This is a genomic window from Nocardia sp. NPDC051832 (assembly GCF_040681285.1).
Lineage (GTDB): Bacteria > Actinomycetota > Actinomycetes > Mycobacteriales > Mycobacteriaceae > Nocardia.
Genome location: NZ_JBFAYL010000003.1, coordinates 857681 through 881686 on the forward strand (window position 1 = coordinate 857681; position 24006 = coordinate 881686).

Below are 24006 nucleotides of genomic sequence, written 5' to 3' on the forward strand. Positions count from 1 at the left end.
GGATGGAACTGACTGGCTGCGCGGAGCCGCGAGTGGTTGCCGATGCTAGTGACCTAGCGGAAGACGACGGTCAGCGCGGTCCGCAGTGAGGCCGCCGCGACGGCGGTGGCGTGCGCGGCGTCCAAGGCCAGGAGTACCACCGGCTCCGGCTGCCCACGCCGGTCGGCCGGGCGCGAGACCAGCACCACGGCCGCGTCCCGGGCCAGCGTGCGCGCGGGCCGGTCGTCGCCGTCCTCCGTGCCTACCACGTCGACGCGGTCGCCGGCGCGCAGGATTTCCGCGACGGCGGTGTCGGCGAGGCGAATCGGGACGATGCGCGCGTCCGGTGCGCCGCCCGCCACGGCCGCCAGGCGCGGGCCGACGACGCGCAGATCGGTGAAGACCTCACCGGCCCGCATCGCGCCGGTCAGCGTGGCGCCCAGGAGCTCTCCGGCGTCGCGGACGGCACCGGCCGGGAGGGAGCCGGAGGCGTGCGGCGCGGTGCGGATGTCGCCGGCGGTCAGCAGTCTGCCTGGCGGTAGATCGTGATCGGCGACGATCACCTGCGCGGGATGGGTCTCCGGATCGCCGCGGAGAAACAGCACCGCCGCCAGCACGGTGAGTGCGGCGGCGAGCAAACGGCGGACCAGGAGGAGGTCAGCCCAGGGTGGGCGGTGGTCGAGAACCGTGCGCAGCGGGTGCTCCCGGCCGAGATCGGTGCGCGATGTCATGGCCGGATCCTATGACCACGAGCCCGGCGCCACGCCCGGGAAAAGACCTGCCTGTGGATAACTTTCAGGCTGTGGAGAACTCAGCTGGCGGCGGCCGCGGTGCTGGTGGAGGAGCTGCTGGTGGAGCCGTTGCCGCTCGACGACGAGCTGGATTCCGAGCTCTTCGCCGGGCCGCTGTCGGACTTCCCGTTGTCCGACTTCGCGGGCTCGCTCGCCGTGGAGGCGCCGCCGCGGCTGTCGGTGCGGTAGAAGCCGCTGCCCTTGAACACGATGCCGACCGAGTTGAACAGCTTGCGCAGCTTGCCCGAGCACTCGGGGCAGACGGTCAGCGCGTCGTCGCTGAAGGACTGAACGATGTCGAAGCGGTTGTCACACTGGGTGCACGCGTACGAATAAGTTGGCACAGGATCCTCCGCTGGTCTCGTCGAACTGGCACTCTACAGGCGACAGTGCCAACATCGCCAATCCTGCATTCATTCCACGGTACCCAGCCGGCGCAGCCCGCCCCGGGGCGTGAGCGCCCAGCCCATGCGCAGGTCATGCGGTTCCTCGGGCAGCCGGGGGACCAGTTCGGCATCGCGCACGACCGCGGTCAGCCGGGCGTCCGGCCGGGCCGCGGCCAGGGTGCGGTCGTAATATCCGGCCCCGCGCCCGAGCCGGACGCCGCGCAGGTCCACCGCGAGCGCGGGCACCAGGATCAGCTCCGCGCGCGCGACGGCCCCGGCGCCGAGCAGTTCCCCGATCGGCTCCAGCAGTCCGAACCGCGCGGGCTGCAGGCTGTCCGGACCGGTGTACTCGGCCCACTGCAGCGGCCCGGGCGGGCCCGTCACGGGGAGCAGCACCCGCGACCCGCCCACACACAGCGCGTCCAGCAGTTCGCGTGAACCGGGCTCGCCGCGCACCGGCACATAGGCACAGACCCAGCCGTTCACTGCGAGTTTGCCCGCGATTTCAGCCAATAAGCGAGCCTCGTCTGCATGCTCGGTGGCGAGCTGGGCACTCCGTTGCCGAAGAATTTCGGAGCGCCATGCATGTTTATCGGCCTCACCGGGCATCTCCATGATGATCACCATATGCTCACCCGCATTACGCCCCATCGCCGCCAGACGGCGCTGGGGCCGATGTGATGGATGGATAGGGTATGCCCATGACAGCAAATGCCGGACACTCCGCAGACGGCCCGGTGTCGTGCTTCCGCACGGCCGTCGTCCCCGCGGCCGGACTGGGAACGCGGTTCCTACCCGCGACCAAGACGGTGCCCAAGGAGTTGCTGCCGGTGGTGGACACCCCGGGCATCGAGCTGGTCGCGGTGGAAGCCGCCGATTCGGGCGCCGACCGGCTGGTGATCGTCACCTCACCCGGCAAGGACGGCGTCGTCGCGCACTTCGTCGAGGACTTGGTGCTGGAGAGCACACTCGCCGAGCGCGGCAAGTTCAAGCTGCTGGAGAAGGTGCGCAAGGCGCCCGGCCTGCTCGACGTGGTCTCGGTGATCCAGGAAGAGCCGCTGGGCCTCGGCCACGCCGTCGCGCAAGCCGAGAGCGTGCTCGACGACGACGAGGACGCCATCGCCGTCCTGCTGCCGGACGACCTGGTGCAGCCCTGCGGGGTGCTCGACGTGATGAGCCGGGTGCGGCGCAAGCGCGGCGGCAGCGTGCTGTGCGCCATCGACGTGCCCAAGGATCAGGTCAGCTCCTACGGCGTCTTCGACGTGGCGACCGTGCCGGACGCGGTGAACCCGAATGTGATGCGCGTCAACGGAATGGTGGAGAAGCCCGCCCTGGCGGACGCGCCGTCCACCTATGCGGCCGCCGGCCGATACCTGTTGGATCGCGCCATCTTCGACGCGCTGCGGCGGATCGAGCCCGGCGCCGGCGGTGAACTGCAACTCACCGACGCCATCGCGCTGCTGATCGCGGAGGGGCATCCCGTGCACGTGGTGGTGCACCGGGGGTCGCGGCACGATCTGGGCAACCCGGGCGGTTATCTTCGTGCCGCGGTCGATTTCGCTTTGGAACGCGAGGAATACGGCCCGGCGCTGCGGGAGTGGTTGCAGCACCGGCTGAGTCCGGAGTGGGATCCCCAGCTGACACCCTACGACTGAGATCGGTTTCGCTGTCGGCGCGCGGTCGGGTACGAATGAGAGTTCACCTGCCGCGCGCCGAACCGCATTCGCGGAGCCGCGGTGACACCATCACTGGGTGCGCGGCGGGATTCAGTGCGACGCCAGATCAGGGAAGGGCTCGATGCGCTCGGTTGAGGATCAGCAGATCAAGGTGACCGCGGCGGCGGTCGCGCCCCGGCCGGTCCGGGTCGCGATCTCCGAGGCCCAGGGCCTGCTGTGCGCCGAAGACGTGGTCACCGAACGGCCGTTGCCCGGCTTCGACCAGGCCGCGATCGACGGTTACGCGGTGCGCAGCGTCGATGTCGCCGCCGCCGGTACCGATATCCGCAACGAGGACGGCGAACTCGTCGATCTGACGCTGCCGGTGGTCGGCGAGGTGGTCGCGGGCTCGCGGCAGCCGATCCGGTTGCAGCCGCGCCAGACCGTGCGGGTGGATACCGGCGCGCCGCTGCCGACGCTCGCGGATGCCGTTCTGCCACTGGACTTCACCGACGGCGGCCGGGCGCGGATCAAGGTCTATGAGACCGTGCGCTCCGGCGATTACGTGCGCCGTGTCGGCGATGACGTGCAGCCCGGCGATGTCGCGGTGCGTGCGGGCACCATCATCGGGCCCGCGCAGGTCGGTCTGCTCGCCGCGGTCGGGCAGGACAAGGTGCTCGTACATCCGCGGCCGCGGCTCTCGGTGATCTCGGTCGGCGGCGAACTCATCGACATCGATCGCACGCCCGGACCGGGCCAGGTCTACGACGTCAACTCCTATGCGCTGGCCGCGGCCGCGCGCGACGCGGGCGCCGACGTGAACCGCGTCGGCATCGTCAGCACCGACCCGGGTCAGCTGCGCGATGTGGTGGAAGGTCAGCTGGTGCGCTCCGAGGTCGTGGTGATCGCGGGCGCGGTCGGCGGCTGGGCCTCCGAGCAGGTCCGGGAAGCGCTGGAGGGGCTGGGCGAGCTGGAGATCGCCCGCGTCGCCATGCATCCCGGCTCCGTGCAGGGCTTCGGCAGGCTGGGCCGGGACGAGGTCCCGACCTTCCTACTACCGTCCAATCCGGTTGGCGCGCTGGTGGTTTTCGAGGTCATGGTGCGGCCGCTGATCCGGATCGCGCTCGGGCGGCGGCATCCGATGCGCCGGGTCATCCGGGCCCGGACCATCACGCCCATCTCCTCGATGGCGGGTCGCAAGGGCTATCTGCGCGCGCAGCTGATGCGCGACGAGACCACCGGCGATTACCTGGTGCAGCCGCTGGGCGGCGCGGCCGGTTCGTCCTCGCACTTGCTGGCGACGCTGGCCGAGGCGAACAGTCTCATCATGATCGAGCCGGACGACACCGAAATCCGGACCGGTGACGAAGTCCGGGTCGCGTTCCTCGCCCAGCGCGGCTGATCGGTCGAGGAGCGGATGGAGTCGATGAACGTATTCCGGGTCACGCAGCATCCGGGATGGCCCGCGCGGCTGGGCCCGGTGCGGTGCGCGGCGGGGCAGGTGACGCTGCGGCCGGTGCGGTTGCGGGACGCGGCGGCCTGGAGCCGGATCCGGCTGCGCGACCGGGATCATCTGGAGCCGTGGGAGCCGACCGGGCGCGGCGCCTGGGAGGCGCGCAATCACGCGTCGAACTGGCCGTCGCTGTGGTCCAGCCTGAAAGCCGAGGCGCGGCGCGGCGCGATGATCCCGTTGGTGATCGAGGTCGACGGCAACTTCAGCGGGCAGCTCACCGTCGGCAATATCGTGCGCGGCGCCCTGCGTTCGGCGTGGATCGGGTACTGGGTCGCCAAGGATCTCAGTGGCCAGGGGGTGGCCACCGCGGCGCTCGGGCTCGGGCTCGACCACTGCTTCGGGCCGGTCGGCCTGCACCGGGTGGAGGCCACGGTGCGGCCGGAGAACCTGGCCAGCCAGGCCGTGCTGCGCAACGTCGGGTTCCGCGAAGAGGGTTTGCTGCGCAAATATCTCGACGTCGACGGGGCCTGGCGCGATCACATGCTGGTCGGGATCACCATCGAGGAAGTCCTGGGCACCGTCGTCGAACGCCTGGCGCGCGACGGCCGAGTCATCCTGCCCTGACGGCGGATTCGAAGGTGCGGTAACCGCACAAGATATCCCCGCGATGCACAAACAGCCGGAAGAAACGCTTGAAACCGGGGATTCTTGTGACAGATGTGGCGTATGTGCACGGCGCGCCTGCCAGATGTTGATGCGTCCCCGAATTAACCTACGGACGTCAGTGGTGCGTTTTCGCGCCGGCGGAACCAGTGGGGACGGAGGTGTGAAAAGGGAAGATGCCGAATTCGATTCTGTGGATCGGGTTGGTCGTGCTGTGGGTCTTCGTGCTGTTCCCGATACTCGCCGACCGGCACCCCCGGATCCGCCAGACCACTGACGCGGCACTGGCGACGAGAGTCCTGCACCGCGGCGGCTCCAAGCGGCGCATGAAGTCCGGCCCCGCCGCCGGGCACGACAGCGACCCCGATTACAGACCGAGTCGTGCGCACAGAAAGTTCTTCCCCAGCGATGATGCGGAGCACCGGATGAACCCGGCCGATCAAGTCACCGACCCGGAGGACGAGTTGACCGGTGCCACACCGGAACTCGAGGCGAGCCCGAGCGCCGCCCGCGAAACCGTCAGCGCCGAGGTCGAACTGGCGGACGACGAGGCTCTGGAAGCCGAACTGGCCGACGAGGCCGAATTCGCCGAAGCGGACCTCGAATTCGACGTAACCGGCGGAACCGCTGCGGACAGCGCGGATTCGGCCGATGATGACGACGTGGCGGAAGAGCGCACCGAACCGGAGACGGTCGCCATGCCGCCTGCCCGGAGTGCCGCGCCCGCCCGCCTCGAGGACTTCGATCCCGAATACCACGACGATGAATTCGACGCCGCGGACCCCGATTTCGTGCCTTCCCGGCGCGGCCGCGGCGGTTTCGATCCGGAAGCCGACGCCATCGCGCGCGCCGCCCGCTACACCTTCCGCCAGCGCGCCGTCCTCGGCCTCCTGCTGGGCGCCATCGCCTGCGGCGCCCTCGGCGTCGTCCTCAGCGCGGTCTTCTGGTGGGCCAGCGGCCTGTGTGCCGTCGTCCTGGCCACCTACCTCGGCTACCTACGCAAGCAGGTACGCATCGAAGAGGACATCCGCCGTCGTCGCGCCGCCCGCCTCACCCGCGCCCAGCAGCAGGGCGAGCCCCCCGTCGAAGACCCCCGCCAGGCCGAGGCCCGCGCCCGCCGCCGCACCATCGACCGCGAGACCGCCCGCGCCCTCCGTCGCCGCTCCACCCTGTTGGAAGCCGACGACGAAGACCCCATGTTCGAACACCTCGACACCTTCGACCCCGCCACCGCCCGCGCCCTGCGCGACCGCCACGGCGCCGGCGACTACCGCCACGCCGTCGGCGAGTAATTCCGCACCTCAAATAGGCGATTCGGTATCCCGGCACCTTGCCTGATACAGTGTCTCAGCGCGGTTCCCCCGGGATCCGCACGGGGCTATAGCGCAGTTGGTAGCGCGTCTCGTTCGCATCGAGAAGGTCAGGGGTTCGATTCCCCTTAGCTCCACAAAGGCCCAGCATATGCTGGGCTTTTTCTTTTGGGGCGACCTGGAAATGATAACTTCTCAGTTAGGCATCGCCGAGTAGGTCACCACGAGGGGCGCGTGGTCGGAGAGCCGCTCGGCGGGTGAGGGTTCCTTGTCGACTACGACAGCCGTCGCGAGGCGGGCGAGACCGGACGTCGCGAGTTGGTGGTCTACTCGCCAACCCACATCCTTGGTGAACGATCGACCCGCCCAACTCCACCAGGTGAGTGGACCCGGGCGATCGCCGTGCACCTGTCGCACCACGTCGACGAGTCGGCGCGTGCCGAGAACCGAACTGAACCACTCGCGGTCGGCAGGCAGGAAGCCGTCCATCGTGCGGGCGGCACGCCAGTTGGTGACATCGTGCCGGGTGTGCGCGATGTTCAGATCCCCGGTGAGGACGAACTCGCGTCCCGTACTCAGCGCAGCGAGCCGGTTCCGGTGCACTTCGCGGGCGAACGCCGCGAGAAACCTCTGCTTACGTTCGTACTTGACTCCACCGTCGGGCAGTTCGCGCATCGATCCGGGGCGCTGGAGATGCGCGGGCAGACCACCCTTGGGGAGATAAAGCGAGGCCACCGTCACCGGGCGGTCGGCCAGGTCTACCTCGATATAGCGTCCCTGCGTGGCGAACTCACCGAGTCCCCGGGCCCTGGGCGGGTGAGTCACCCACGTCCGCACGGCAGCGGCGGGAACCCTCGTCAGTACGGCCACACCGTTACGACCGGCCACGGAACCGACGTCCACCGCCGCCGAATATCCCGGGAAGTTTCCCACATCGGCTGCGGGACAACGCAGCTCCTGCAACGCGACCACATCCGCCGACCTGGCCCGCAACCACTGATCGAATCCACGACGACGTGACGCGCGGATTCCGTTGACATTGAAAGTGGCGACAGTGAAAGAGTCAGCGACCGACGAACCCATGGCAACACTGTGCCGGAGCCCGATACGTCTCACCCGGGCAGCTCCGGTACCGACCTGCAACCGGTCGTGTTCTGCTCGAATCAGCGCAGGCTCTCATCGGCTACTGAGCGCCGCGCACCAGATGGTGGCGACCGGAAACACCAGAAACCCGTAGAAGAACACGGATAACATCGGCGACTCGATGTATGTGACCGTGTCAGGTTCCGTCACGAAAGCCAGCGCCGCTATCCCGACCCCGTGACCCATCAGCGCAGCGCCCGAGCCAACGGCTACGAGGGCTCGCCCCGCCCTCGATCCGGAAATCAACAGCACGACACCGACACCGAGCAGCAACGCACTACTGCCGAAGAACCAGGTGATCGCATCACACATCTCCCCGCGGACAGGGTCGGCCCCCGAGAAGTCCTGCGCCGCCGAGTGCGCGTTGACCGCGGCGAGCACCATGGCCGGCACCCCCGACGCGCCTAACCACCCCGCCGCGAACGCATTGCCGTTCGTCGCCCGCTCCTCCTGCACGTGCGCCTTCGCCTGCCCTGATGCCGATTCACTCATGCACCAAGACGCTATGCGGTACCGCCGATCGATTCCTTTTCGAAACCTGAACGCTCCACGGGCTATAGGGCGGAGTGCAGCCGACCACCGCTCACGGCCTCGGCGATTGTTTCGACGAATGGTTTGACGAGGGGGTTCCTTCCTGCGGTCGGCCACAGGAGCCCGTAGTCGATGGGGGGCGAGTCATGGAGGGGCACGATCACCGTCTGTGGCGCGTGGAGAAGCGCTGCGGCGTGTAGTGCGACGATGGTGACGGCATTGCCTTGACTGACGTGAACCAGCACTTCGGCGCAGAAGTTCGTCGTCGGCCCGTGTGGGATCGGCCGCCCCGTGGGCGTGTGTCGTGGAAAGTGGTGGTCCATCCAGTAGCCGGGGACGAGTCCACCGACGATGGTGATCAGTGTCGTGTCGGCCAGGTCCTCGGTTGACACCGCCGCGCGTCCGGCGAACGGATGGCGTTGGGACATAAGCAGTCCGCGCGGTACGGAACAGATGGTCGGTCCAGCGGTGATGTCGGGTTCGGCGATGGGGAACTCGCTGAGCTGCAGATCCACTGCGCCTGAGCGCATGCGGCCGAGTGGATCGGTGAGCGGGATCTCCGCGATCTCGACAGTGATATTCGGGTGCCGGCGCTGAAAGACCGCTGCCGCCCGCATGATCAGTTTTCCGCACCAGGGTGTGGAAAACCCTACCGTGATCGTGCTTTCGACCTCGCCGGCTTGGCTTGCTGCGAAGACGCTGGCCACAATGTGATCGTAGGCAGGCCGTAATTCGTCGCGTAGTTTCATGCCCAGTGGGGTGAGTCCGACGGTGCGGCTGTTGCGTTCGAACAGCGGTGCACCTATGCGGCGCTCCAGTTTTCGGATCGTCTGGCTGATCCGTGCCGTCGTGACGCTCAGTCGCGCCGCTGTCCTGCCGAAGTGCAATTCCTCGGCAAGGGTGAGAAATGCCTCCAGTTCGAGACGTTCCAGCACGTTGCTCCTCGATTCGTCAGCGCCGGCTTTTGCTCTCGGCGAGCTGGACGAACTCGGTGACCGCGGTGGGTACTTCCTCGCCGAAGATGTTCTTCAACAGGGGCAAGGAGATCAGTGACAGTGGTCCCCGGGTCTCGAGGCGCCAGGTGACCGCATAGCGCCCGTCGGCCTGGCGTTCGATGGTGTGGTGCCAGTCGGTATGTGTCCACAGCAGGCTCTCGAAGCGGTCGGTGAAGCTCACATTCGGTGTCACTTCGACGATTTCGTACCGGACCGGGTCCTGGCCCTCGACCTTGACGGTGCCCGTGGTGCCCGCTCGGAAGGGGCCGTCGATGTCGATGTACTGCAGACCGTGATCCCACTCGGTACGCGCGGGCACGTCACTCCACAGCTCCCACATGACATCTGGGTCCGCCTCGGTTACGCGGGTCACGGTCACGATGTGGGAATCGCGCAGCGAACCGAGTACCGCCAGCACCGTGGCGACGGCGATGACGAGCAGTGGTGCGCCCAGCGCGAGGTTGCGACGACTCATGGTCCTACTTCCGTTCCGCCCTGCACCCAGAGCGTGTGATACAAATGTGTCAGACATTTGTATCACACGGATGATCAAGGAGGTGGACCAGGTCGGCATGCTGCATTCGGCTAGTTAGGCACTTGCATGAACGGGTTGGCGGCCGCTGTCACCTGAAGAGTGCGTCGATGACGTCGACCGAGCCGGCGCCGCCGCTGCCGCCGCCTACGGAACCCGCGTTGGCGATCTGGCGAGTGCCGAGCACCAGCTGCTGACCCGCGCCGGGGCCGCTGATGATGCCGAGGGTGCTGATGGCGTTCTGGCCTACCGGTGAGGTGACCCAATTGCCCGAGACGACGCTTACTGATCCATCGGACCAGGCTATGGTTCCGCCGGCCGGGTTTCCGCCCGCGCCGGTTCCGGAGGAGCTGCCGGTGACGACGTTGAACGGGTAACTGATATTCAGCATGGCCCCGGTGACGCCGGGTAGCTGCGGGCTGCCGCAGTCGGTGAGTCCGCCGGTGACGTTGGTGTTCATCCCGGCGCTGCCGCTACCTGGAACGTTGGTGGTGGTGAGCTGGCCGCCGTAGCAGCCGCCGACGATCGGATCGGCGGTCGCGAAACCGGTCAGCACCGGAAGAATCAGAGTCGCGCCGAGAAAAGCTGCTGCGGAACGATGGAATCGCATTTCAGCACCTTTCGTCGTGATGCGTAATGCGCATCTCGATGGCAGTACAAAAACGACAAAGCCCATCGTAGGCCGATATCGAATTTCGGCCTGCTCGGCAATCGAAGCCGCTGGTCAAACCGCATACGACCGACTGTGCTGCCAGCTGCCGAAAGCGCGGATCAGCTCGGTTTCGGTGCCGGTACGCCACACGAAGACCCACCGGCAGACGGGTGCGCTTGTCATCGGCAAGTAGACGATGCCGGGGCGCTGGTAGTAGCGCACGCAGTGTTCCTGCACCAGGGTGACGGCGCGGCCGGCGGCGACCGCCACCAGCATTTCCTGGAATGTGCGCACCAGCGGACCGCGGGGGATGGGGCGACCGGACGGTGTGCACGGCGGGATCAGTTCGTCGGCCCAGTAAGTGGGCGCGGTGGTTCCGATGTCGCACAGGATGTGGTCGCCGAGATCTTCCACGTCGACGATCTCGCGCCGGGCCAGTTCGCACGTGCTGGAGACGGCAAGCCACATCGGCTCGGTGAGCACGGTGGCGCCGATGGTGAGGTCGGGTTCGCGGACCGGCAGCCACACCAGTTGCGCGTCGACCTCGCCGGCGCGGAGCGGTCCGAACGGGTCGGCGAAATGCGCTTCGCGCAGGGTCAAGTCGACGTCGGGGTGGGCGTCGGTGAAGGCCGTCAGCCACGGACCGATGACGTGGCCGAGCGCGCCGAGCACACCCACGGTGAGCGTGCCGTCGAAGCCCCGTGCGGCGGCGCGCGCACGTTCCAGCGCCGACTCGATCAACGCACTGCCCTGCCGCAGCTCCGCGCGCAGCCGCTCGCCGAGCGGCGTCAGCCGCACCATGCGGCTCGACCGGATGAAAAGTGCTGCGCCGATACGGCGTTCCTGTTTCTTGATCGCATGACTGACCCGCGATTGGCTGATATGCAACCGCTGCGCGGTCCGGCCGAAATGCAGCTCGTCGGCCAGCGTCAGGAAAATCTCGATGTCCCGCATTTCCACGGGGGCCTCCATGATCATGACCGGAGAGTCATAGTGAGTTCCGGAAACGTGCGTTGATCAGCACTGTTGTCGCCGTCAAGGTGAATGTGCCGTATTCGCTACGTCTTTCGGGAGCACTCCTTGACACTCGTCTATCTCGCCGCGGCGCTGGCCGTCGGCGGCCTACTGGCTTTGCAGGCTTCGGTGAATCTGCAGTTGGGTAAGGCGGTGGGCACCCCGTACGGTGCGGCCGCCGTGCAATTGGCGGTCTCGGCCGCGGTCCTGGCCGTCGTCGCCGCCGTTGCGGGCGGGATGGGCGCCTTCGGCTCGCTCGGGGATGCCCGATGGTGGATGTTGCTGGGCGGCATCGCCTCACCGATCTACATCACCAGTGCCATCGTTTTGTTTCCACGCCTGGGTGCGTTGGCTTCGGTGGGGTTGTTCGTGACCGGGCAGATGTTCGCCTCGATCGCACTCGACGTCGGCGGCCTCCTCGGCGTCGAACAGCGACCGCTCGGCCCGGGCATGCTGCTGGGTGGGGCCGCGGTGCTCGCCGGAATCGGGGTGGTGATCCGCAGCCAGCTGGCCGGGGAGCCGACGCGGACGACCATGTCGGCCAGGATCGGCTGGATCGGTCTCGGTCTCGCCGCGGGCGCGGTGCTTCCGGTGCAGGGCGCGGTCAATGCCGCGCTGCGACACGAGCTCGACGACCCGTTCGCCACCGGGCTCTGGTCGTTTCTCGTCGCGACAGCCGCCATCGCGATCGCGGTGATCGTCCTGGTCGCTACCCACCGCACCCCTCGGCCACAGATCGCCGCGCTGGCGCAGGTCCCGTGGTGGGGGTGGCTCGGCGGGGTCGCCGCCGCGACCTACGTGACTGTCACCTTCTCGGTCATCCCGCACATCGGCGCGGCGACGACCATCGCGCTGACCGTTACCGGCCAGCAGCTCATCTCGGCGGCCATCGATCACCACGGCTGGTTCCGGCTGCCCGCCAAACCGGTCACCACAGTGCGGCTCGGCGGGCTGGCAGCGCTGATCGTGGGCTGCGCGCTGGTCCAGCTGGCGTAGCGGATCCGGCGCCGAGCCGCGTCCACCAGTTACGAAACTCTTGATATCGAAACTCACAGTTTCGTATGCTGCCACCGAGTGGCTGGTGAGACAACCGGATCACCTCACACGCGCTTCGACCAGACCGTCGCGGGCAGCAGACCCGTGCTCAGCGCGGAAGCCGCCATCGACGCGATCAGCCGGCTGAGTTCGGTGGCGTGCGCCGGGTCTTCGTCGAGGACGACCAGCCACGCGAACAGCGGACCCAGTAGCAGCGCCTGGACGATGGCGGGGTCAGGCCGGGCCGCCAGCTCACCGCGGGCGACTGCCCGGTCGAGCACTGTCGCGATGACGCCGCGTTCCACCATCAGAAAGGTCTGCGCGAACCGGGCCCGCAGCTCGGGATCGGCCCGGATATCGGCAAGCAGGCCACTGAGCGTGTCACCACCCGGCCCGACCACCTGTGTGGCGATCTGCTCGGTGAGCGCGGTGAGATCCCCGGCCAGGCTCCCCGTGTCGGCGGGGGGTTCTTCTTGAAGGTCGTGCAGGAGCGTCGCGAAGGTCATCTCCTGCTTGGTCGAGTAGCGGCGGTAGATCGCGGCCTTGCTGACCCCGGCAGTGCGGGCGACCGCGTCGACGGTCAGGCCGCCGTATCCCCGTTCCCCGATCACCTCGCGTACCGCTGCGGCGACGGAGGTGTCCACCCGTGCTTCGCGAGGTCGTCCGCCCTGTTGCTTCGCCGCCGCCATATCGGCAGCATACGAAACCATTAGATACGCCGCTCCGACCCGAAGCGGCGGGCCTCGAACCTGAACGGGACGCAGTGTTCCCGGCGCTACCGGCCGCCGACGGCCTGTTGCCGCGCGGCGCTCGCAGCTTGACCTGCGCTGTCGCCGTGCCGCACCTGACTCCGGTTCGCCTAAAATCCCCAGGTCGACTGGCTGGGGATTGATTCGGAGCTGAGGTACGAATGCCGCGTTTCGGTGTGCTGGGACCGGTCGTCGCCTGGGATGAGGCGGGGGCCGCGCTCGACCTCAAAGGGCCGCGGCACCGGGCGGTGCTGGCTCGGCTGCTGGTTGCCCGCGGGCGGGTGGTGCCGGTGAATCTGATCGTCGAGGATTTGTGGATCGATCCGCCCGCGGGAGCCAAAGGCGCGGTGCAGACCTTTGTTTCGGCGTTGCGGCGGGCGCTGGAGCCGCACCGTCGAGCGCGTACGGCCGCACGGCTGCTCGTCACGGAAGGGCCGGGATACGCGCTGCGCGCTGATCCGGATTCAGTCGACGCGTGGCGGTTCGAGGCTGCGCTCGCCCACGCCGCGACCGGTACGCCACGGCGGGCGCTCGAAGAGCTCGAGCAGGCGCTGGGGTGGTGGCGCGGTCCGGCCTACGCGGACTTCGCCGAGGAGGCGTGGGCCCGGGCCGAGCGCGGCCGCTTGGAGGAGTTGCGGCTGTCCGCGGTGGAGCGGCTGGCGCGTGCGCGCCTGGACCTCGGGCTCGCCACCCAGGCGGTGCCGGACCTGGACGCGCACCTGGCCGAGCATCCGTGGCGGGAGGAAGCATGGCGGCTGCTGGCGCTCGCGCTCTATCGTTCCGGTCGCCAAGCCGAGGCGCTGGCAGCTCTGCGCCGGGCCCGCGAAAAGCTCGCCGAGGACTTGGGCATCGACCCCGGGGATGAGCTCATCGCGCTGGAAGCGGACATCCTCAGGCACGAGGACCAGCTCGGCGCGGTGACGGCGGAGAAAGTATGGGAACAGGCGGCCGCCGCCTATGACCGCACGGTGGCGGCGGGCTCGAAGGCCCGGCTCGAATCGACCGTCGGACTGCTGCGCGGCCTGGCGATCAGCGGCGGCGGCGGACTGGCGGCCGCACGGCAGCAACGGCTCGGAACCATCACTGCCGCCGAACAATTGGACGACCCCGAACTCACCGCGCGGGTGATCGGGAACTACGACGTCCCTGGCATCTGGACCCGCTCCGACGATCCGGAGCAGGCGGCCCAAATCGTCGCGGCGGCCCAGCGCACCCTGGCGCGGCTGCCCGCCGAGACACCCGGCGCCACGCGGGCTCGACTGCTGGTCGCCATCGCCCTCGAATCTCGCGGTACGAACGCCGCCGATGGGCTGCGGGCCGCGCGGGCGGCCGAGGAGATCGCCCGCCGGCTCGACGATCCCGCCCTGCTCGCCTCCGCGTTGAGCGGCCTGTTCCTGCACACCTTCCACCGGGCCGGCCTCGCCGCCGAGCGTGACGCGATCGGCCGGGAATTGGTGGCCTTGTCGGCTCGGCACGGGCTGGTGACCTTCGAGATCCTCGGACATCTGATCCGGATGCAGGCCCTCGGCGCTCGCGCCGAATTCGAGGGCGCGGACGAGCACGCCGCCGCTGCCGACGACCTCGCCCGGCGGCACGAAGCTCCGCTGACGACGGTTTTCACCACCTGGTACCGCGCGATGCGCGCCGCGGCGACCGGCGCACCGAGCACCGCCGCGGAAGCCGGCTACCGAGCCGCCGCGCGGCTGCTCGCCGACAGTGGCATGCCCGGAGTCGAACACGGGCTGCTCCCGCTGGCGCTGCTGTGTCTCCGGGTCGGGCACGGACAGGAGGCCGAGTTCGACGCCGGAACCGACTGGGGCCCGTACGAGCCGTGGGCGCGCCCGCACCTGCTGCTGGCGGACAACCGTGCCGACGCCGCCGCCGCGGCACTGCGCCGGACCCCCGAACCACCGCCGGACCTCCTGCTGGAGGCCCTGTGGTGTCTCACCGCACGCGCGGCGGTCCGGGTCGGCGACTACCCGATGATGGAACGTGCGCGGCGCGCGTTGTCCACCGCGGCAACGGAAATCGCCGGGGCCGGGTCCGGCGTGCTGACCGCCGGGCCCGTCTCGGGTTACCTCGGCGAACTCAGCGCGGCACTGGCTGCCCGGCCGGTTTCGTGAGCAGTTCCCGCAGCGCCCCGGCGACTGCCGCCGGGGCCTCTTCCGCCATGAAATGGCCCCACGGAACCGTGGTGTGCGTGAGGTTTTCGGCCCAGGCGCGCCAGAGCTCGGCGGCATCGAAACCCAGCGCGGCGCCCCAGTCCTGTTGCAGCACCGCGACCGGCATCCGCAGCCGGTTGCCGGCGTTCCGATCGTGCTGGTCGTGTTCGACGTCGATGGTGGCCGAGGCTCGATAGTCGGCGACGATCGAGGGGATGGCGGCCCGGGACGCTTCGAGATAGGCGGCGCGAATGTCGGCGGGGATGGCCGTCGGATCCTGGGTCCACGCGTCGAGGAAATGGCCGAAGAAGGCGTCCGGTGCGCCCGCGATCAGCTCTTCGGGCAGCCCGGCGTTCTGGGCCATCAGGTAGAGGTGGAAACCGACTGCCGCCGAACGCCCGTGCAGCACTTCCCACATGTCCAGCAACGGCAGCACATCGAGGGAGGCGAGCTGGGTGATCACCTCGGGATGATCCAGGCCGGCGCGGATGGCGACCAGCGCGCCCCGGTCGTGCCCGGCCAACGCGAAGCGCTCGAACCCGATAGCCCGGCCGAGCGCCACGATGTCGGCGGCCATCGTCCGTTTCGAGTAGGTGTCGCCGTCGCCCGCGACCGGCTTGTCGCTGGCGCCGTAACCGCGCAGGTCCGGGCAGATCACGGTGTGATCGGCGGCCAGGTCGGCCGCCACATGCCGCCAGCACAGATGGGTTTGCGGGAACCCGTGCAGCAGCACGATCGGGTCACCGCTGCCGCCGACGGCGGCGTTGAGCGAGACGCCGTCGGCGACGGTGACGCGTCGATAGTCGAATCCGGGAATCGTGAGTGTCATCGGAGAGCCCTTCACAGCTTGATCGGCAGGACCGCCTCAGGCTGCCCGCGCCCGATCAGCAATGACTGAGCAGCGCGGGCCAGGCGCCGGATTCGCCTTCAGGGCGGTGACGCTCCGCTATAGAGTGCGCGGGGTGAGCGAACAGCAGGAGTCTGCGGAACCGTCTTTCCGGGTCGAGCATCGGATGGTCGGTGACGCGGCCGTGGTGGCGATCTTCGGGGAGGTCGACGCGGACACCGCGCCGTTGCTGGCGGAAGCGGTACGGGAGGGCCTGGATCGGACGCGGGCGCCGTTCTGCGTGCTGGATTTGACCAACGTCGATTACCTCGGCGGCGCGGGATTGCAGACGCTCGCCAAGACCCGGCATGAAGCCGAAAGGCGCCGCGAGCCCTTGCGAGTCGTGGTGGATGCGAACCGGCCGGTGATCCGGCCGCTGGAGATCACCGGGCTGGAAGAGGTGCTGGCGCTGTACCACAGCGTCGACGAGGCGCTGGGGCGTTAGGGGGCGGTGTTGATCGGGGGGACGTTGGGGCGGTCGAGGGGGAGTTCGGCCCAGACGGTTTTGAATCTTCCGTAGCGCAGGACACCCCAGGAACTGGCCAGGCGGTCGATGACGATCAAGCCGCGGCCGCCGTGCAGGTCGGGGGTACGCAGATGCGGTTCGCCGGCGCCGCTGTCGTCGACCTCGACCCGCAGGCGCGGCGGCGCGGCGTGCAAGGCGAGTCGGCAACGCCAGGGCGCACTACCGTGCTCGACCGCGTTGGCCACCATTTCGTCGACCACGAGCACCGCGTCCTCGACCAGCACGCCGGTGTCGGGGGCGAGCAGCGTCCGGACCGCATCGCGGATCTGCCACTGGGCGGTGGTCTCCAGATCGAAATCCTGCCCCTGCTCTTCACCACCGGGCAGGGCCCACAGCGGTCCACTCAATTGCGCCATCCTCCACTCGCCACAGGCCAAAGATCACGCCCGAGATAACGCCCGGCTACCCACGATCGTGCCGTAGAAACCCCCGGTTGGTCAGCAGTCTGTGAATCCGTGGTTGGGCTTAGGCTGAAACTTCACGAGATGAACGGGAGACTACGGTGTCCGACACGACGGTAGCCCAGGTGCTGGCCGAACTGGCCACGCTCGAGGATCCGAAGATCCGTGCGGTGAACGAGAAGCACGGTGACGATCACGGCGTGAACCTCGGTCACCTGCGCGCGGTCGCGAAAAGACTGAAGACACAGCAGGATCTCGCGCGTGAGCTGTGGGCGACCGGTGACACCACGGCGAAACTGCTGACCACGCTGATCTGCCGCCCGAAGGCGTTCGAGCGGGACGAGCTGGACGCGATGCTGCGCTCGGCGGGCACGCCCAAGGTGCAGGACTGGCTCGTGAACTACGTGGTGAAGAAGAACCCGCACGCCGAGGAGCTGCGTGCGGCGTGGTTCGCGGACCCGGATCCGGTGGTCGCGAGCGCCGGATGGGCGCTGACCACCGAGCGCGTGGCCAAGCAGCCGGCGGGCCTGGACCTCGACGGGCTGCTCGATGTCATCGAGGCGGACATGAAGGACGCGCCGGATCGTCTGCAATGGGCGATGAACCACTGCCTGGCGCAGATCGGCATCGAGCACGCGGAGTACCGCGCCCGCGCGCTGGCGATCGGGGAGCGCCTGGAGGTGCTGAAGGACTACCCGACGCCGCCCAATTGCACGTCGCCGTTCGCGCCGATCTGGATCACCGAGATGGTGCGCCGGAAGGGCTGACACCCGTCTGACATCGCAGTTCGCCGTCATGACACGCGTCACCTGATTCTTGACTAAAAATTCAGTCAGGAGTTAGCCTGGCGATTGCCGAACAGAGGAGAAGCGACATGCGACGGCGCACATTCGTACAGACATCGATGGCTGCGATCAGCAGTTTCCTGGTGACCGGTTGCGGCGACGAGGCCGAGCCGGCGGACGACGGGAGAAAGTGGATGATGCCCGAGGAAGGCGAGCCGCACGCGCGGACCTGGATGGCTTTCGGTGCGAGCGAACGCATTTGGGGCGCTGACCTGGTGCCCGTCGTGCAACGCGACCTGGCCGCCATCGCGACGGCCATCGCCCGCTTCGAACCGGTGTCGATGCTGGTGCGGCCCGGCGAAATGGACCTGGCGCGCGGACTGACGAGCGGCGCGAACGTCGACCTGGTGCCCGCGGAGATCGATGATCTGTGGATGCGCGACACCGGCCCGGTGTTCGTGCGCGGCGCCGGCGGCCGCGCCGGCGTGGACTTCAATTTCAACGGCTGGGGTGACAAGCAGGACCACCGCCGCGACGCGAAGGTGGCCCGGATCGTCACCGAGCGCGCCGGTGTCGAACGCTTGACCACCGACCTCGTGCTCGAGGGCGGTGGCCTCGAGGTCGACGGCGAGGGCACCGCGATCATCACCGAGAGCTGCGTGCTCAACAACAATCGCAATCCGGGCTGGAAGAAGCGCGATGTGGAGGAGGAGCTGGCCTATCTGCTCGGCATCGAGAAGGTGATCTGGCTGCCGGGCATCGCGGGCGAGGACATCACCGACGGGCACACCGATTTCTACGCGCGTTTCGCGAGCCCTGGCGTGGTGGTCGCGGGCTTGGACAACGACCCGGATTCCTTCGACTACGACGTCACCCGCCGCCACCTCGACATCCTGCATCAGGCCACCGACGTGCACGGCCGTCCCTTGCGCGTCGAGGTGCTGGAGGGGCCGTCCGAGGTGCGCGGGACCGGGGACGACTTCGCCGCCGGATATATCAACTTCTACGTCTGCAACGGCGCCGTCATCGCCCCGGAATTCGGCGACCCGCACACCGACCCGGCCACCCGCGCCACCCTGCAGCGGCTGTTCCCCGATCGCGAGATCGTGCAGCTGAATATCGACGGGATCGCGGCCGGCGGCGGCGGTATCCACTGCACCACGCAACAGGAACCGGCCGCCTGACCCCTACTGTGAGGAATCGTGTCAGAGCGTCGAACCCAGATCCTCGAAGCCGCGGTCCGCGTCATCGCCCAGGACGGTGTGCGCGGGCTGCGCATCGAAAAACTCGCCGCCGCGGCGGGCGTCTCCACAGCGCTGATCTATTACCACTTCAAGGACCGCTCGGGCGTCCTGTACGCGGCGCTCGAGCACATCAACCACCGCGCCCAGGCCTACACCGACCCGGCCGGCGCCGACCCGCGCGCCCGGCTCGAGGCCATGCTGCTGCTGGAACTCCAGGACACCGAGCACGTCCGCGAGACCAGCATCGCCTGGGGTGAACTCCGCGCCAGCGCCGTTTTCAACGAAGACCTGCGCGCTCCGCTCCGAACCACCACCAGCTCCTGGAACACCGATATCGAAGCCCTGCTGCGCGCGGCCCAGGCTCCGGACGCCGTGGCCGGCGCCGAACGCCTGACCACCCTGGTGGAAGGGCTCAGCGAGCGCTGGCACAGCGGGTCTCTCGACCTGGACCGCGCTCGTGCACTGCTCACCGGAGCGATCGCGCTCGAGCTACGAAGCTAGTTACTTCTTGGCTATTTAATGCTTCTGCGGCAAGGTGGGTAAGGGAGCTCGGCCTGGCCAGTACTTCGACTGTTTCGGAAGAGGAGTCCTATGTACTACAGCAGCGGCAACTACGAGGCGTTCGCGCGACCGCGCAAACCCGAGGGGGTCGACGACAAGAAGGCGTGGTTCGTCGGGGCGGGCCTGGCATCGATGTCGGGGGCGGCCTTCCTCATCCGGGACGGGCGGATGGCCGGCGGCCGGATCACGATCTTCGAGGAATTGAAGTTGCCGGGTGGGGCGCTGGACGGAATCAAGGAGCCGGAGAAAGGGTTCGTGATCCGGGGCGGGCGTGAGATGGAGAACCATTTCGAGTGCCTGTGGGACCTGTTCCGGTCGATTCCGTCGATGGAACTCGAGGACGCCAGCGTGCTCGACGAGTTCTATTGGCTGAACAAGGACGACCCCAACTTCTCGTTGCAGCGCGCCACCGTGCGGCAGGGCGAGGACGCGCACACCGACGGCTTGTTCACGCTCGGCGACCGCGGGCAGAAGGACGTGGTGAAAGTCTTCCTCGCCACCCGTGCGGAGATGGAGAACAAGCGGATCGACGAGGTGTTCTCGAAGGAGTTCCTGGAGAGCAACTTCTGGATGTACTGGCGCACCATGTTCGCCTTCGAGGAATGGCACAGCGCGCTGGAGATGAAGCTGTACCTGCATCGCTTTATCCACCACATCGGCGGCCTGCCGGACTTCTCGGCACTGAAGTTCACCAAGTACAACCAGTACGAATCGCTGGTGCTGCCGCTGTATCGGTGGCTGCTCGATCAGGGCGTGACCTTCAAATTCGATACCACGGTGACCGACATCGACTTCGACATCACCGCGGACCGCAAGCAGGCGACGCGGCTGCACTGGATATCGGAGGACGTGCAGGGCGGCATCGAGCTGGGCCCGGACGATCTGCTGTTCATGACCATCGGCTCGCTGACCGAGAATTCCGACGAGGGCGACCAGCACACCCCGGCGAAATTGAACGAAGGCCCCGCGCCGGCGTGGGATCTCTGGCGGCGTATCGCGGCCAAGGACCAGTCTTTCGGCCGCCCGGACGTTTTCGCCGGTGATATCGCCAAGACCAAGTGGGAGTCGGCGACCGTCACCACGCTCGACGAACGCATTCCGCGCTACATCCAGAAGATCTGTAAACGCGATCCGTTCAGCGGCAAGGTCGTCACCGGCGGGATCGTCACCGTGCGCGATTCGGCATGGCTGATGAGCTGGACGGTGAACCGGCAGCCGCATTTCAAGCAGCAGCCCCAGGATCAGATCGTGGTGTGGGTTTATTCGCTGTTCGTGGACAAGCCCGGCGACTACGTGCAGAAGCCGATGCAGGAGTGCACCGGCGCGGAAATCACCCAGGAATGGCTGTACCACTTGGGAGTTCCGGTCGAAGATATCCCGGAGCTCGCCGCCTCCGGCGCCAAATGCGTGCCGTGCATGATGCCGTATGTCACCGCGTTCTTCATGCCCCGGCAGGCGGGCGACCGTCCGGACGTGGTGCCGGAGGGGTCGGCGAACTTCGCGTTCATCGGCCAGTTCTCCGAAACCACCCGAGACTGCATCTTCACCACGGAATACTCCGTGCGCACCGGGATGGAGGCGGCCTACCAGCTGCTCGGCATCGAACGCGGCGTGCCCGAGGTCTTCAACTCGACCTATGACGTCCGCAAACTGCTGGCGGCGACGAGCAAGCTGCGCGACGGCGAGGAAGTGCGGCTGCCCGGCCCCGCGCTGGTACGCAAGAAGCTGCTCGCCAAACTCGACTCCACCGAGATCGGCGAAATGCTGAAGGAGTACGACCTGGTCGCAGACGAATAACGTCCGTCGAATCGGGTCCGCCCCGCTGATCTTCCGGCGCATGCTGAGGGCAGGCGGCGGTGCAGTGGGTCCCGCCGATGCGGACTCCGAGGAGTTGTCGTGAACGGTTTCGCGCAGGCGGCGGCCCTGATCGGCGCGATCGCCTATGTCGGGGCGGCGCCCCTGGAGATGTTCTTCTACGACCGGCCGGTGGTACGGCGGTTCTTGCACGTGGCGACCGAGAATGTGGCCGACGTGCGAATGTGGGCCTTCGTGGTCGGCTTCCGCAACCTGCTCGGCGGGCTCGGGACGATTCTCGGGCTGATCATTCTGCACAACGGCGACGAGGTGGTCGGCCGGACCGTGGTGCTGGCGGGCTGCTGGTACATGCTGCTCGCGAGCCTCGCTATGGGCGTGGCCGACCTGCTCGGGTTGTGGCGCCCGCGCGGCGGCAGCGTGCTCGGCACGATCGGATCGAGCCTGCCGCCGCTGGTGGCGATCGTGGTAGCCGCCTGGGCGGGTTAGCGGGCGGGGATCGTCGTGAAGACGGCGCTGGCACTGTCCTGCCGGAGGTAGACGTCGGCGGGCTCGGGTCCGTAGGACTCGATGCCGGAGTCGGGGAGATAGTTGTAGTCGACCAGGGTCAGATCGAGCGGCCCGGCGGGCGCGACCAGTTCTACCTCGAGGCCCTCGGCCGGCGGCGCGTGGAACTGGATGCCCTTCTTCGGTAGCGGAGTCACGTCGCGGCCCGCTACCCGCAGGGCGAGGGGCGCGGCGGTGTAGCGCAGGGCGATGCTGGTGGCGGCGCGCTGCGAACGCAGGCGCATCCGGATCGTGCGCTTCTCGGAATCGGTGGTGTCGGACAGGATTTCGGCGATCGGCGGTGGCAGGGCCTGGGTGGGTGCGGGTCCGCTCGTGACGGCGTCGGACCAGAGTGCGGCGTATCGGGGTCCGGGTGCGGTGTCCTCGACGAAGGCGCTGGTCCAGCGATCCGGTGTGCTGCGTGAGAGCCAGCGCGCCTGGCCCTGATCGGCGTCGAAGGCGTAGATGAGCTGGGCGGTCAGCGGGTGCTGGGCGTCGGTGCGGTCGACGGCCAAACCCGCCGCGGTGAGCGCGGCGGCGAGGACGACCGCGGTGGCGGGGATGGCCCAGCCGCGCCGGGCGGGCCAAGCGTGCGTGAGGGTGAGCGTGAGCAGCCCGCCCAGCAGGATGATGGTGGGTGCGGCGAGGAAGGCGGCCGCGGCGACGCCGGTTTGCAGCGCCGCCCAGAGGCTGCCGAGGAACAGGGCGGAAGGAATCAGGAAAACGGTGAGCACCGGAAGCCGCCACCGATCCGGCACGGCGAAGCCGGCCGAAACACCCAGGGCGGCAGCGACAACCGGTATCACCAGTACCTGGGCGGCAGCCGGGGCGGCGAGCGCGAACAGCGCCGCGAGCACGCTCAGGCAGCACAGCACCCCGGCCGCGGTGGCGGTGGCGCCCAGCCAGCGCCGGGAGAGCGCGAACCAGGCGGCCAGGATCGCGACCGACAGCACGATGACCGCCGCGTAGAAGAGCTCGGGCCGATACGGGTCGACGAACAGCGGCCGGTACTCGGGCTCGATGGCCTGCACGCCCTCCCAGTGGCCGTAGACGGCCGCCATGGCGATCGGGACGGTCACGAGAAACAGTGCCGCGGCGCCGAATACGCGTTTGAAGCTGGTCTCCCCGGCGCGCCGGACCCGCCAGAGCACCCAGCCGCTCGCCACGACGCTCACCAGCGCGAGCGCGATGATCACCCAGATCGGCAGCACCACAAGCACTCCGAAGGGCAGCGAGAAATAGGCGGGATCGTCGTCGTGGGACGCGGCGGCGAGGTCGCGGTCGCCGAGGTCGCGGGTCAGCGCCAGGCTGTTGTCGCCCATCTGCTGCAACGTCGCCAGCGGAACGTGGGCCGGGTCGTCCAGCCGGTTGTGGTAGTAGGCGCTGCGCCCGGCGTAGGCGAAGTCCAGCACCTGCGGTCCGGCCGTTTCGAAGGACGCGAAATCGGTGTTGCTGGAAGTCTGTTCACCGGCCAGCGCGGTGGACAGCGAGTCGGCATTCGGGCGCGGAGTGTCAGCGACCGCGCGGATCAGGGCGCCGTCGGGCCGGGTCGATCGCCACATGAACACCGGACCGCCCGCCCCGCGTGCTTCGTGATTGATGATCACGTCGCCGCGCAGATCCGGGTTCGCGGTGACGAACGCTTCGGCGCCGAGCAAGCCGGTTTCCTCGGCGTCGGTCAGCAGGGCGACCACGTCGTTGCGCAGCGTCGTCCCGCTCGCCCGCAGCGCGCGCACGGTCTCCAGGACGGCGGCCACGCCGACGCCGTCGTCGTTCGCCCCCGGGCTGGAGGCGACGGAATCGTAGTGCGCCGCAAGATAGATCGTGCCGGTCGAATTCGTGCCGGGCAGCCGGGCGACGATGTTGTCCGCTCGTCCCATCCCGACGACGTCGCGGGCAAGCGCGCCGGGGTAGCGGCCGATGCCGGTCTGAATCTCGGTCTGCAACCCCAGGTCTCGCAACTGTGCGACGAGATGATCACGCACCCGGGCGTGTTCGGCGGTGCCGACGGGGTGCGGCCGCTGCGCGATGGCTTCGACGACCCGGAAGGCCCGGCCCGCACTGAACACCTCGGCGGGCGCCGACTCGGGCTCATGGCCGTGCGGTTGTTGCTCCCACGCGGCGGCTGCCGCCACCGCCAGCAGGATCACGAATGCCAGGAAACCGGAAAGCCGTTGTCCTATCCGCACTCCGCC

25 protein-coding genes and 1 tRNA gene are annotated in these 24006 nt (G+C 68.3%); 13 read left to right on the forward strand and 13 right to left on the reverse strand.

Annotation, left to right across the window (positions count from 1 at the left end; all coding sequences use genetic code 11):
• Window positions 1-53: 53 nt before the first annotated feature.
• The 3 genes from AB0M14_RS21605 to AB0M14_RS21615 all read right to left on the reverse strand — a co-directional run bounded on the left by AB0M14_RS21605 (window position 54) and on the right by AB0M14_RS21615 (window position 1783).
• Window positions 54-710: an SAF domain-containing protein gene (locus AB0M14_RS21605; RefSeq protein WP_364997603.1), complete on the reverse strand. Its 657-nt coding sequence runs from the start codon at window positions 708-710 to the stop codon at window positions 54-56.
• A gap of 80 nt (window positions 711-790) precedes the next feature.
• Window positions 791-1114 carry an FmdB family zinc ribbon protein gene (locus AB0M14_RS21610; RefSeq protein WP_364997605.1) on the reverse strand — a complete coding sequence of 108 codons (324 nt, stop codon included), beginning with the start codon at window positions 1112-1114 and terminating at the stop codon, window positions 791-793.
• Window positions 1115-1183: 69 nt separating this feature from the next.
• Window positions 1184-1783, reverse strand: coding sequence for a 5-formyltetrahydrofolate cyclo-ligase (locus AB0M14_RS21615; RefSeq protein ID WP_364997607.1), 600 nt, complete (start codon window positions 1781-1783; stop codon window positions 1184-1186).
• A gap of 74 nt (window positions 1784-1857) precedes the next feature.
• On the opposite strand from AB0M14_RS21615, the gene AB0M14_RS21620 reads away from it, so the two are divergent.
• The 5 genes from AB0M14_RS21620 (at window position 1858) to AB0M14_RS21640 (ending at window position 6374) form a co-directional block, all read left to right on the forward strand.
• A complete protein-coding gene (locus AB0M14_RS21620; protein ID WP_364997609.1) occupies window positions 1858-2811 on the forward strand; it encodes a UTP--glucose-1-phosphate uridylyltransferase in 954 nt (317 codons plus the stop codon).
• Between the two features lie 142 nt (window positions 2812-2953).
• A complete protein-coding gene (gene glp / locus AB0M14_RS21625; RefSeq protein WP_364997611.1) occupies window positions 2954-4213 on the forward strand; it encodes a gephyrin-like molybdotransferase Glp in 1260 nt (419 codons plus the stop codon).
• Window positions 4214-4237: 24 nt separating this feature from the next.
• On the forward strand, window positions 4238-4888 hold the full coding sequence (locus AB0M14_RS21630; RefSeq protein WP_364999000.1) for a GNAT family protein: 651 nt from the start codon (window positions 4238-4240) through the stop codon (window positions 4886-4888).
• A 215-nt stretch (window positions 4889-5103) separates the two neighbouring features.
• Window positions 5104-6219, forward strand: a complete 1116-nt coding sequence (gene glpR, locus AB0M14_RS21635; RefSeq protein WP_364997613.1) for a gephyrin-like molybdotransferase receptor GlpR — start codon at window positions 5104-5106, stop codon at window positions 6217-6219.
• 82 nt (window positions 6220-6301) lie between these two features.
• Window positions 6302-6374, forward strand: a tRNA-Ala gene (locus AB0M14_RS21640).
• Between the two features lie 58 nt (window positions 6375-6432).
• Here AB0M14_RS21640 and AB0M14_RS21645 read toward each other — a convergent pair.
• The 6 genes from AB0M14_RS21645 to AB0M14_RS21670 form a co-directional block, all read right to left on the reverse strand.
• Entirely contained in the window at window positions 6433-7320 is an 888-nt protein-coding gene (locus tag AB0M14_RS21645; RefSeq protein ID WP_364997615.1) for an exodeoxyribonuclease III, read from the reverse strand.
• A gap of 93 nt (window positions 7321-7413) precedes the next feature.
• Window positions 7414-7872, reverse strand: a complete 459-nt coding sequence (locus tag AB0M14_RS21650) for a hypothetical protein (RefSeq protein WP_364997617.1) — start codon at window positions 7870-7872, stop codon at window positions 7414-7416.
• A 62-nt stretch (window positions 7873-7934) separates the two neighbouring features.
• Window positions 7935-8846, reverse strand: a complete 912-nt coding sequence (locus AB0M14_RS21655; RefSeq protein ID WP_364997619.1) for a LysR family transcriptional regulator — start codon at window positions 8844-8846, stop codon at window positions 7935-7937.
• Between the two features lie 16 nt (window positions 8847-8862).
• Window positions 8863-9381 carry an SRPBCC family protein gene (locus tag AB0M14_RS21660; RefSeq protein WP_364997621.1) on the reverse strand — a complete coding sequence of 173 codons (519 nt, stop codon included), beginning with the start codon at window positions 9379-9381 and terminating at the stop codon, window positions 8863-8865.
• A 148-nt stretch (window positions 9382-9529) separates the two neighbouring features.
• Window positions 9530-10048, reverse strand: a complete 519-nt coding sequence (locus tag AB0M14_RS21665) for a hypothetical protein (protein WP_364997623.1) — start codon at window positions 10046-10048, stop codon at window positions 9530-9532.
• A 114-nt stretch (window positions 10049-10162) separates the two neighbouring features.
• Window positions 10163-11068, reverse strand: coding sequence for a LysR family transcriptional regulator (locus AB0M14_RS21670; protein WP_364997625.1), 906 nt, complete (start codon window positions 11066-11068; stop codon window positions 10163-10165).
• A gap of 102 nt (window positions 11069-11170) precedes the next feature.
• Here AB0M14_RS21670 and AB0M14_RS21675 point away from each other — a divergent pair, with 102 nt between their 5' ends.
• Window positions 11171-12100 carry a DMT family transporter gene (locus AB0M14_RS21675; RefSeq protein WP_364997627.1) on the forward strand — a complete coding sequence of 310 codons (930 nt, stop codon included), beginning with the start codon at window positions 11171-11173 and terminating at the stop codon, window positions 12098-12100.
• 104 nt (window positions 12101-12204) lie between these two features.
• Here the strand turns inward: AB0M14_RS21675 and AB0M14_RS21680 are convergent, their stop codons facing one another.
• Window positions 12205-12828 carry a TetR/AcrR family transcriptional regulator gene (locus AB0M14_RS21680; protein WP_364997629.1) on the reverse strand — a complete coding sequence of 208 codons (624 nt, stop codon included), beginning with the start codon at window positions 12826-12828 and terminating at the stop codon, window positions 12205-12207.
• Between the two features lie 221 nt (window positions 12829-13049).
• Here AB0M14_RS21680 and AB0M14_RS21685 point away from each other — a divergent pair, with 221 nt between their 5' ends.
• A complete protein-coding gene (locus AB0M14_RS21685) occupies window positions 13050-15011 on the forward strand; it encodes a BTAD domain-containing putative transcriptional regulator (RefSeq protein WP_364997631.1) in 1962 nt (653 codons plus the stop codon).
• Here the strand turns inward: AB0M14_RS21685 and AB0M14_RS21690 are convergent.
• The gene (locus tag AB0M14_RS21690) at window positions 14977-15879 is read right to left on the reverse strand and encodes an alpha/beta hydrolase (RefSeq protein WP_364997633.1); all 903 of its coding nucleotides are present in this window, start codon (window positions 15877-15879) and stop codon (window positions 14977-14979) included. The genes AB0M14_RS21685 and AB0M14_RS21690 overlap by 35 nt on opposite strands.
• 133 nt (window positions 15880-16012) lie before the next feature.
• Between AB0M14_RS21690 and AB0M14_RS21695 the strand changes: the two genes are divergently transcribed.
• Window positions 16013-16381, forward strand: a complete 369-nt coding sequence (locus AB0M14_RS21695; protein WP_364997635.1) for an anti-sigma factor antagonist — start codon at window positions 16013-16015, stop codon at window positions 16379-16381.
• Here the strand turns inward: AB0M14_RS21695 and AB0M14_RS21700 are convergent.
• Entirely contained in the window at window positions 16378-16809 is a 432-nt protein-coding gene (locus tag AB0M14_RS21700) for an ATP-binding protein (protein WP_364997637.1), read from the reverse strand. The genes AB0M14_RS21695 and AB0M14_RS21700 overlap by 4 nt on opposite strands.
• A gap of 155 nt (window positions 16810-16964) precedes the next feature.
• On the opposite strand from AB0M14_RS21700, the gene AB0M14_RS21705 reads away from it, so the two are divergent.
• From AB0M14_RS21705 to AB0M14_RS21725, 5 genes are all read left to right on the forward strand, one after another.
• Window positions 16965-17630 (forward strand): DNA alkylation repair protein, encoded by a 666-nt coding sequence (locus tag AB0M14_RS21705; protein ID WP_364997639.1) that lies wholly within the window; start codon window positions 16965-16967, stop codon window positions 17628-17630.
• 107 nt (window positions 17631-17737) lie between these two features.
• The gene (locus AB0M14_RS21710; protein ID WP_364997641.1) at window positions 17738-18832 is read left to right on the forward strand and encodes an agmatine deiminase family protein; all 1095 of its coding nucleotides are present in this window, start codon (window positions 17738-17740) and stop codon (window positions 18830-18832) included.
• Window positions 18833-18850: 18 nt separating this feature from the next.
• On the forward strand, window positions 18851-19393 hold the full coding sequence (locus tag AB0M14_RS21715; RefSeq protein WP_364997643.1) for a TetR family transcriptional regulator: 543 nt from the start codon (window positions 18851-18853) through the stop codon (window positions 19391-19393).
• Window positions 19394-19483: 90 nt separating this feature from the next.
• A complete protein-coding gene (locus AB0M14_RS21720; RefSeq protein WP_364997645.1) occupies window positions 19484-21250 on the forward strand; it encodes an oleate hydratase in 1767 nt (588 codons plus the stop codon).
• 99 nt (window positions 21251-21349) lie between these two features.
• Window positions 21350-21754, forward strand: coding sequence for a DUF1304 family protein (locus tag AB0M14_RS21725; RefSeq protein ID WP_364997647.1), 405 nt, complete (start codon window positions 21350-21352; stop codon window positions 21752-21754).
• On the opposite strand, the gene AB0M14_RS21730 is transcribed toward AB0M14_RS21725, so the two are convergent.
• Window positions 21751-24000 carry a M20/M25/M40 family metallo-hydrolase gene (locus AB0M14_RS21730; RefSeq protein WP_364997649.1) on the reverse strand — a complete coding sequence of 750 codons (2250 nt, stop codon included), beginning with the start codon at window positions 23998-24000 and terminating at the stop codon, window positions 21751-21753. The two genes, AB0M14_RS21725 and AB0M14_RS21730, sit on opposite strands and share 4 nt — an antisense overlap.
• Between the last annotated feature and the right edge of the window lie 6 nt (window positions 24001-24006).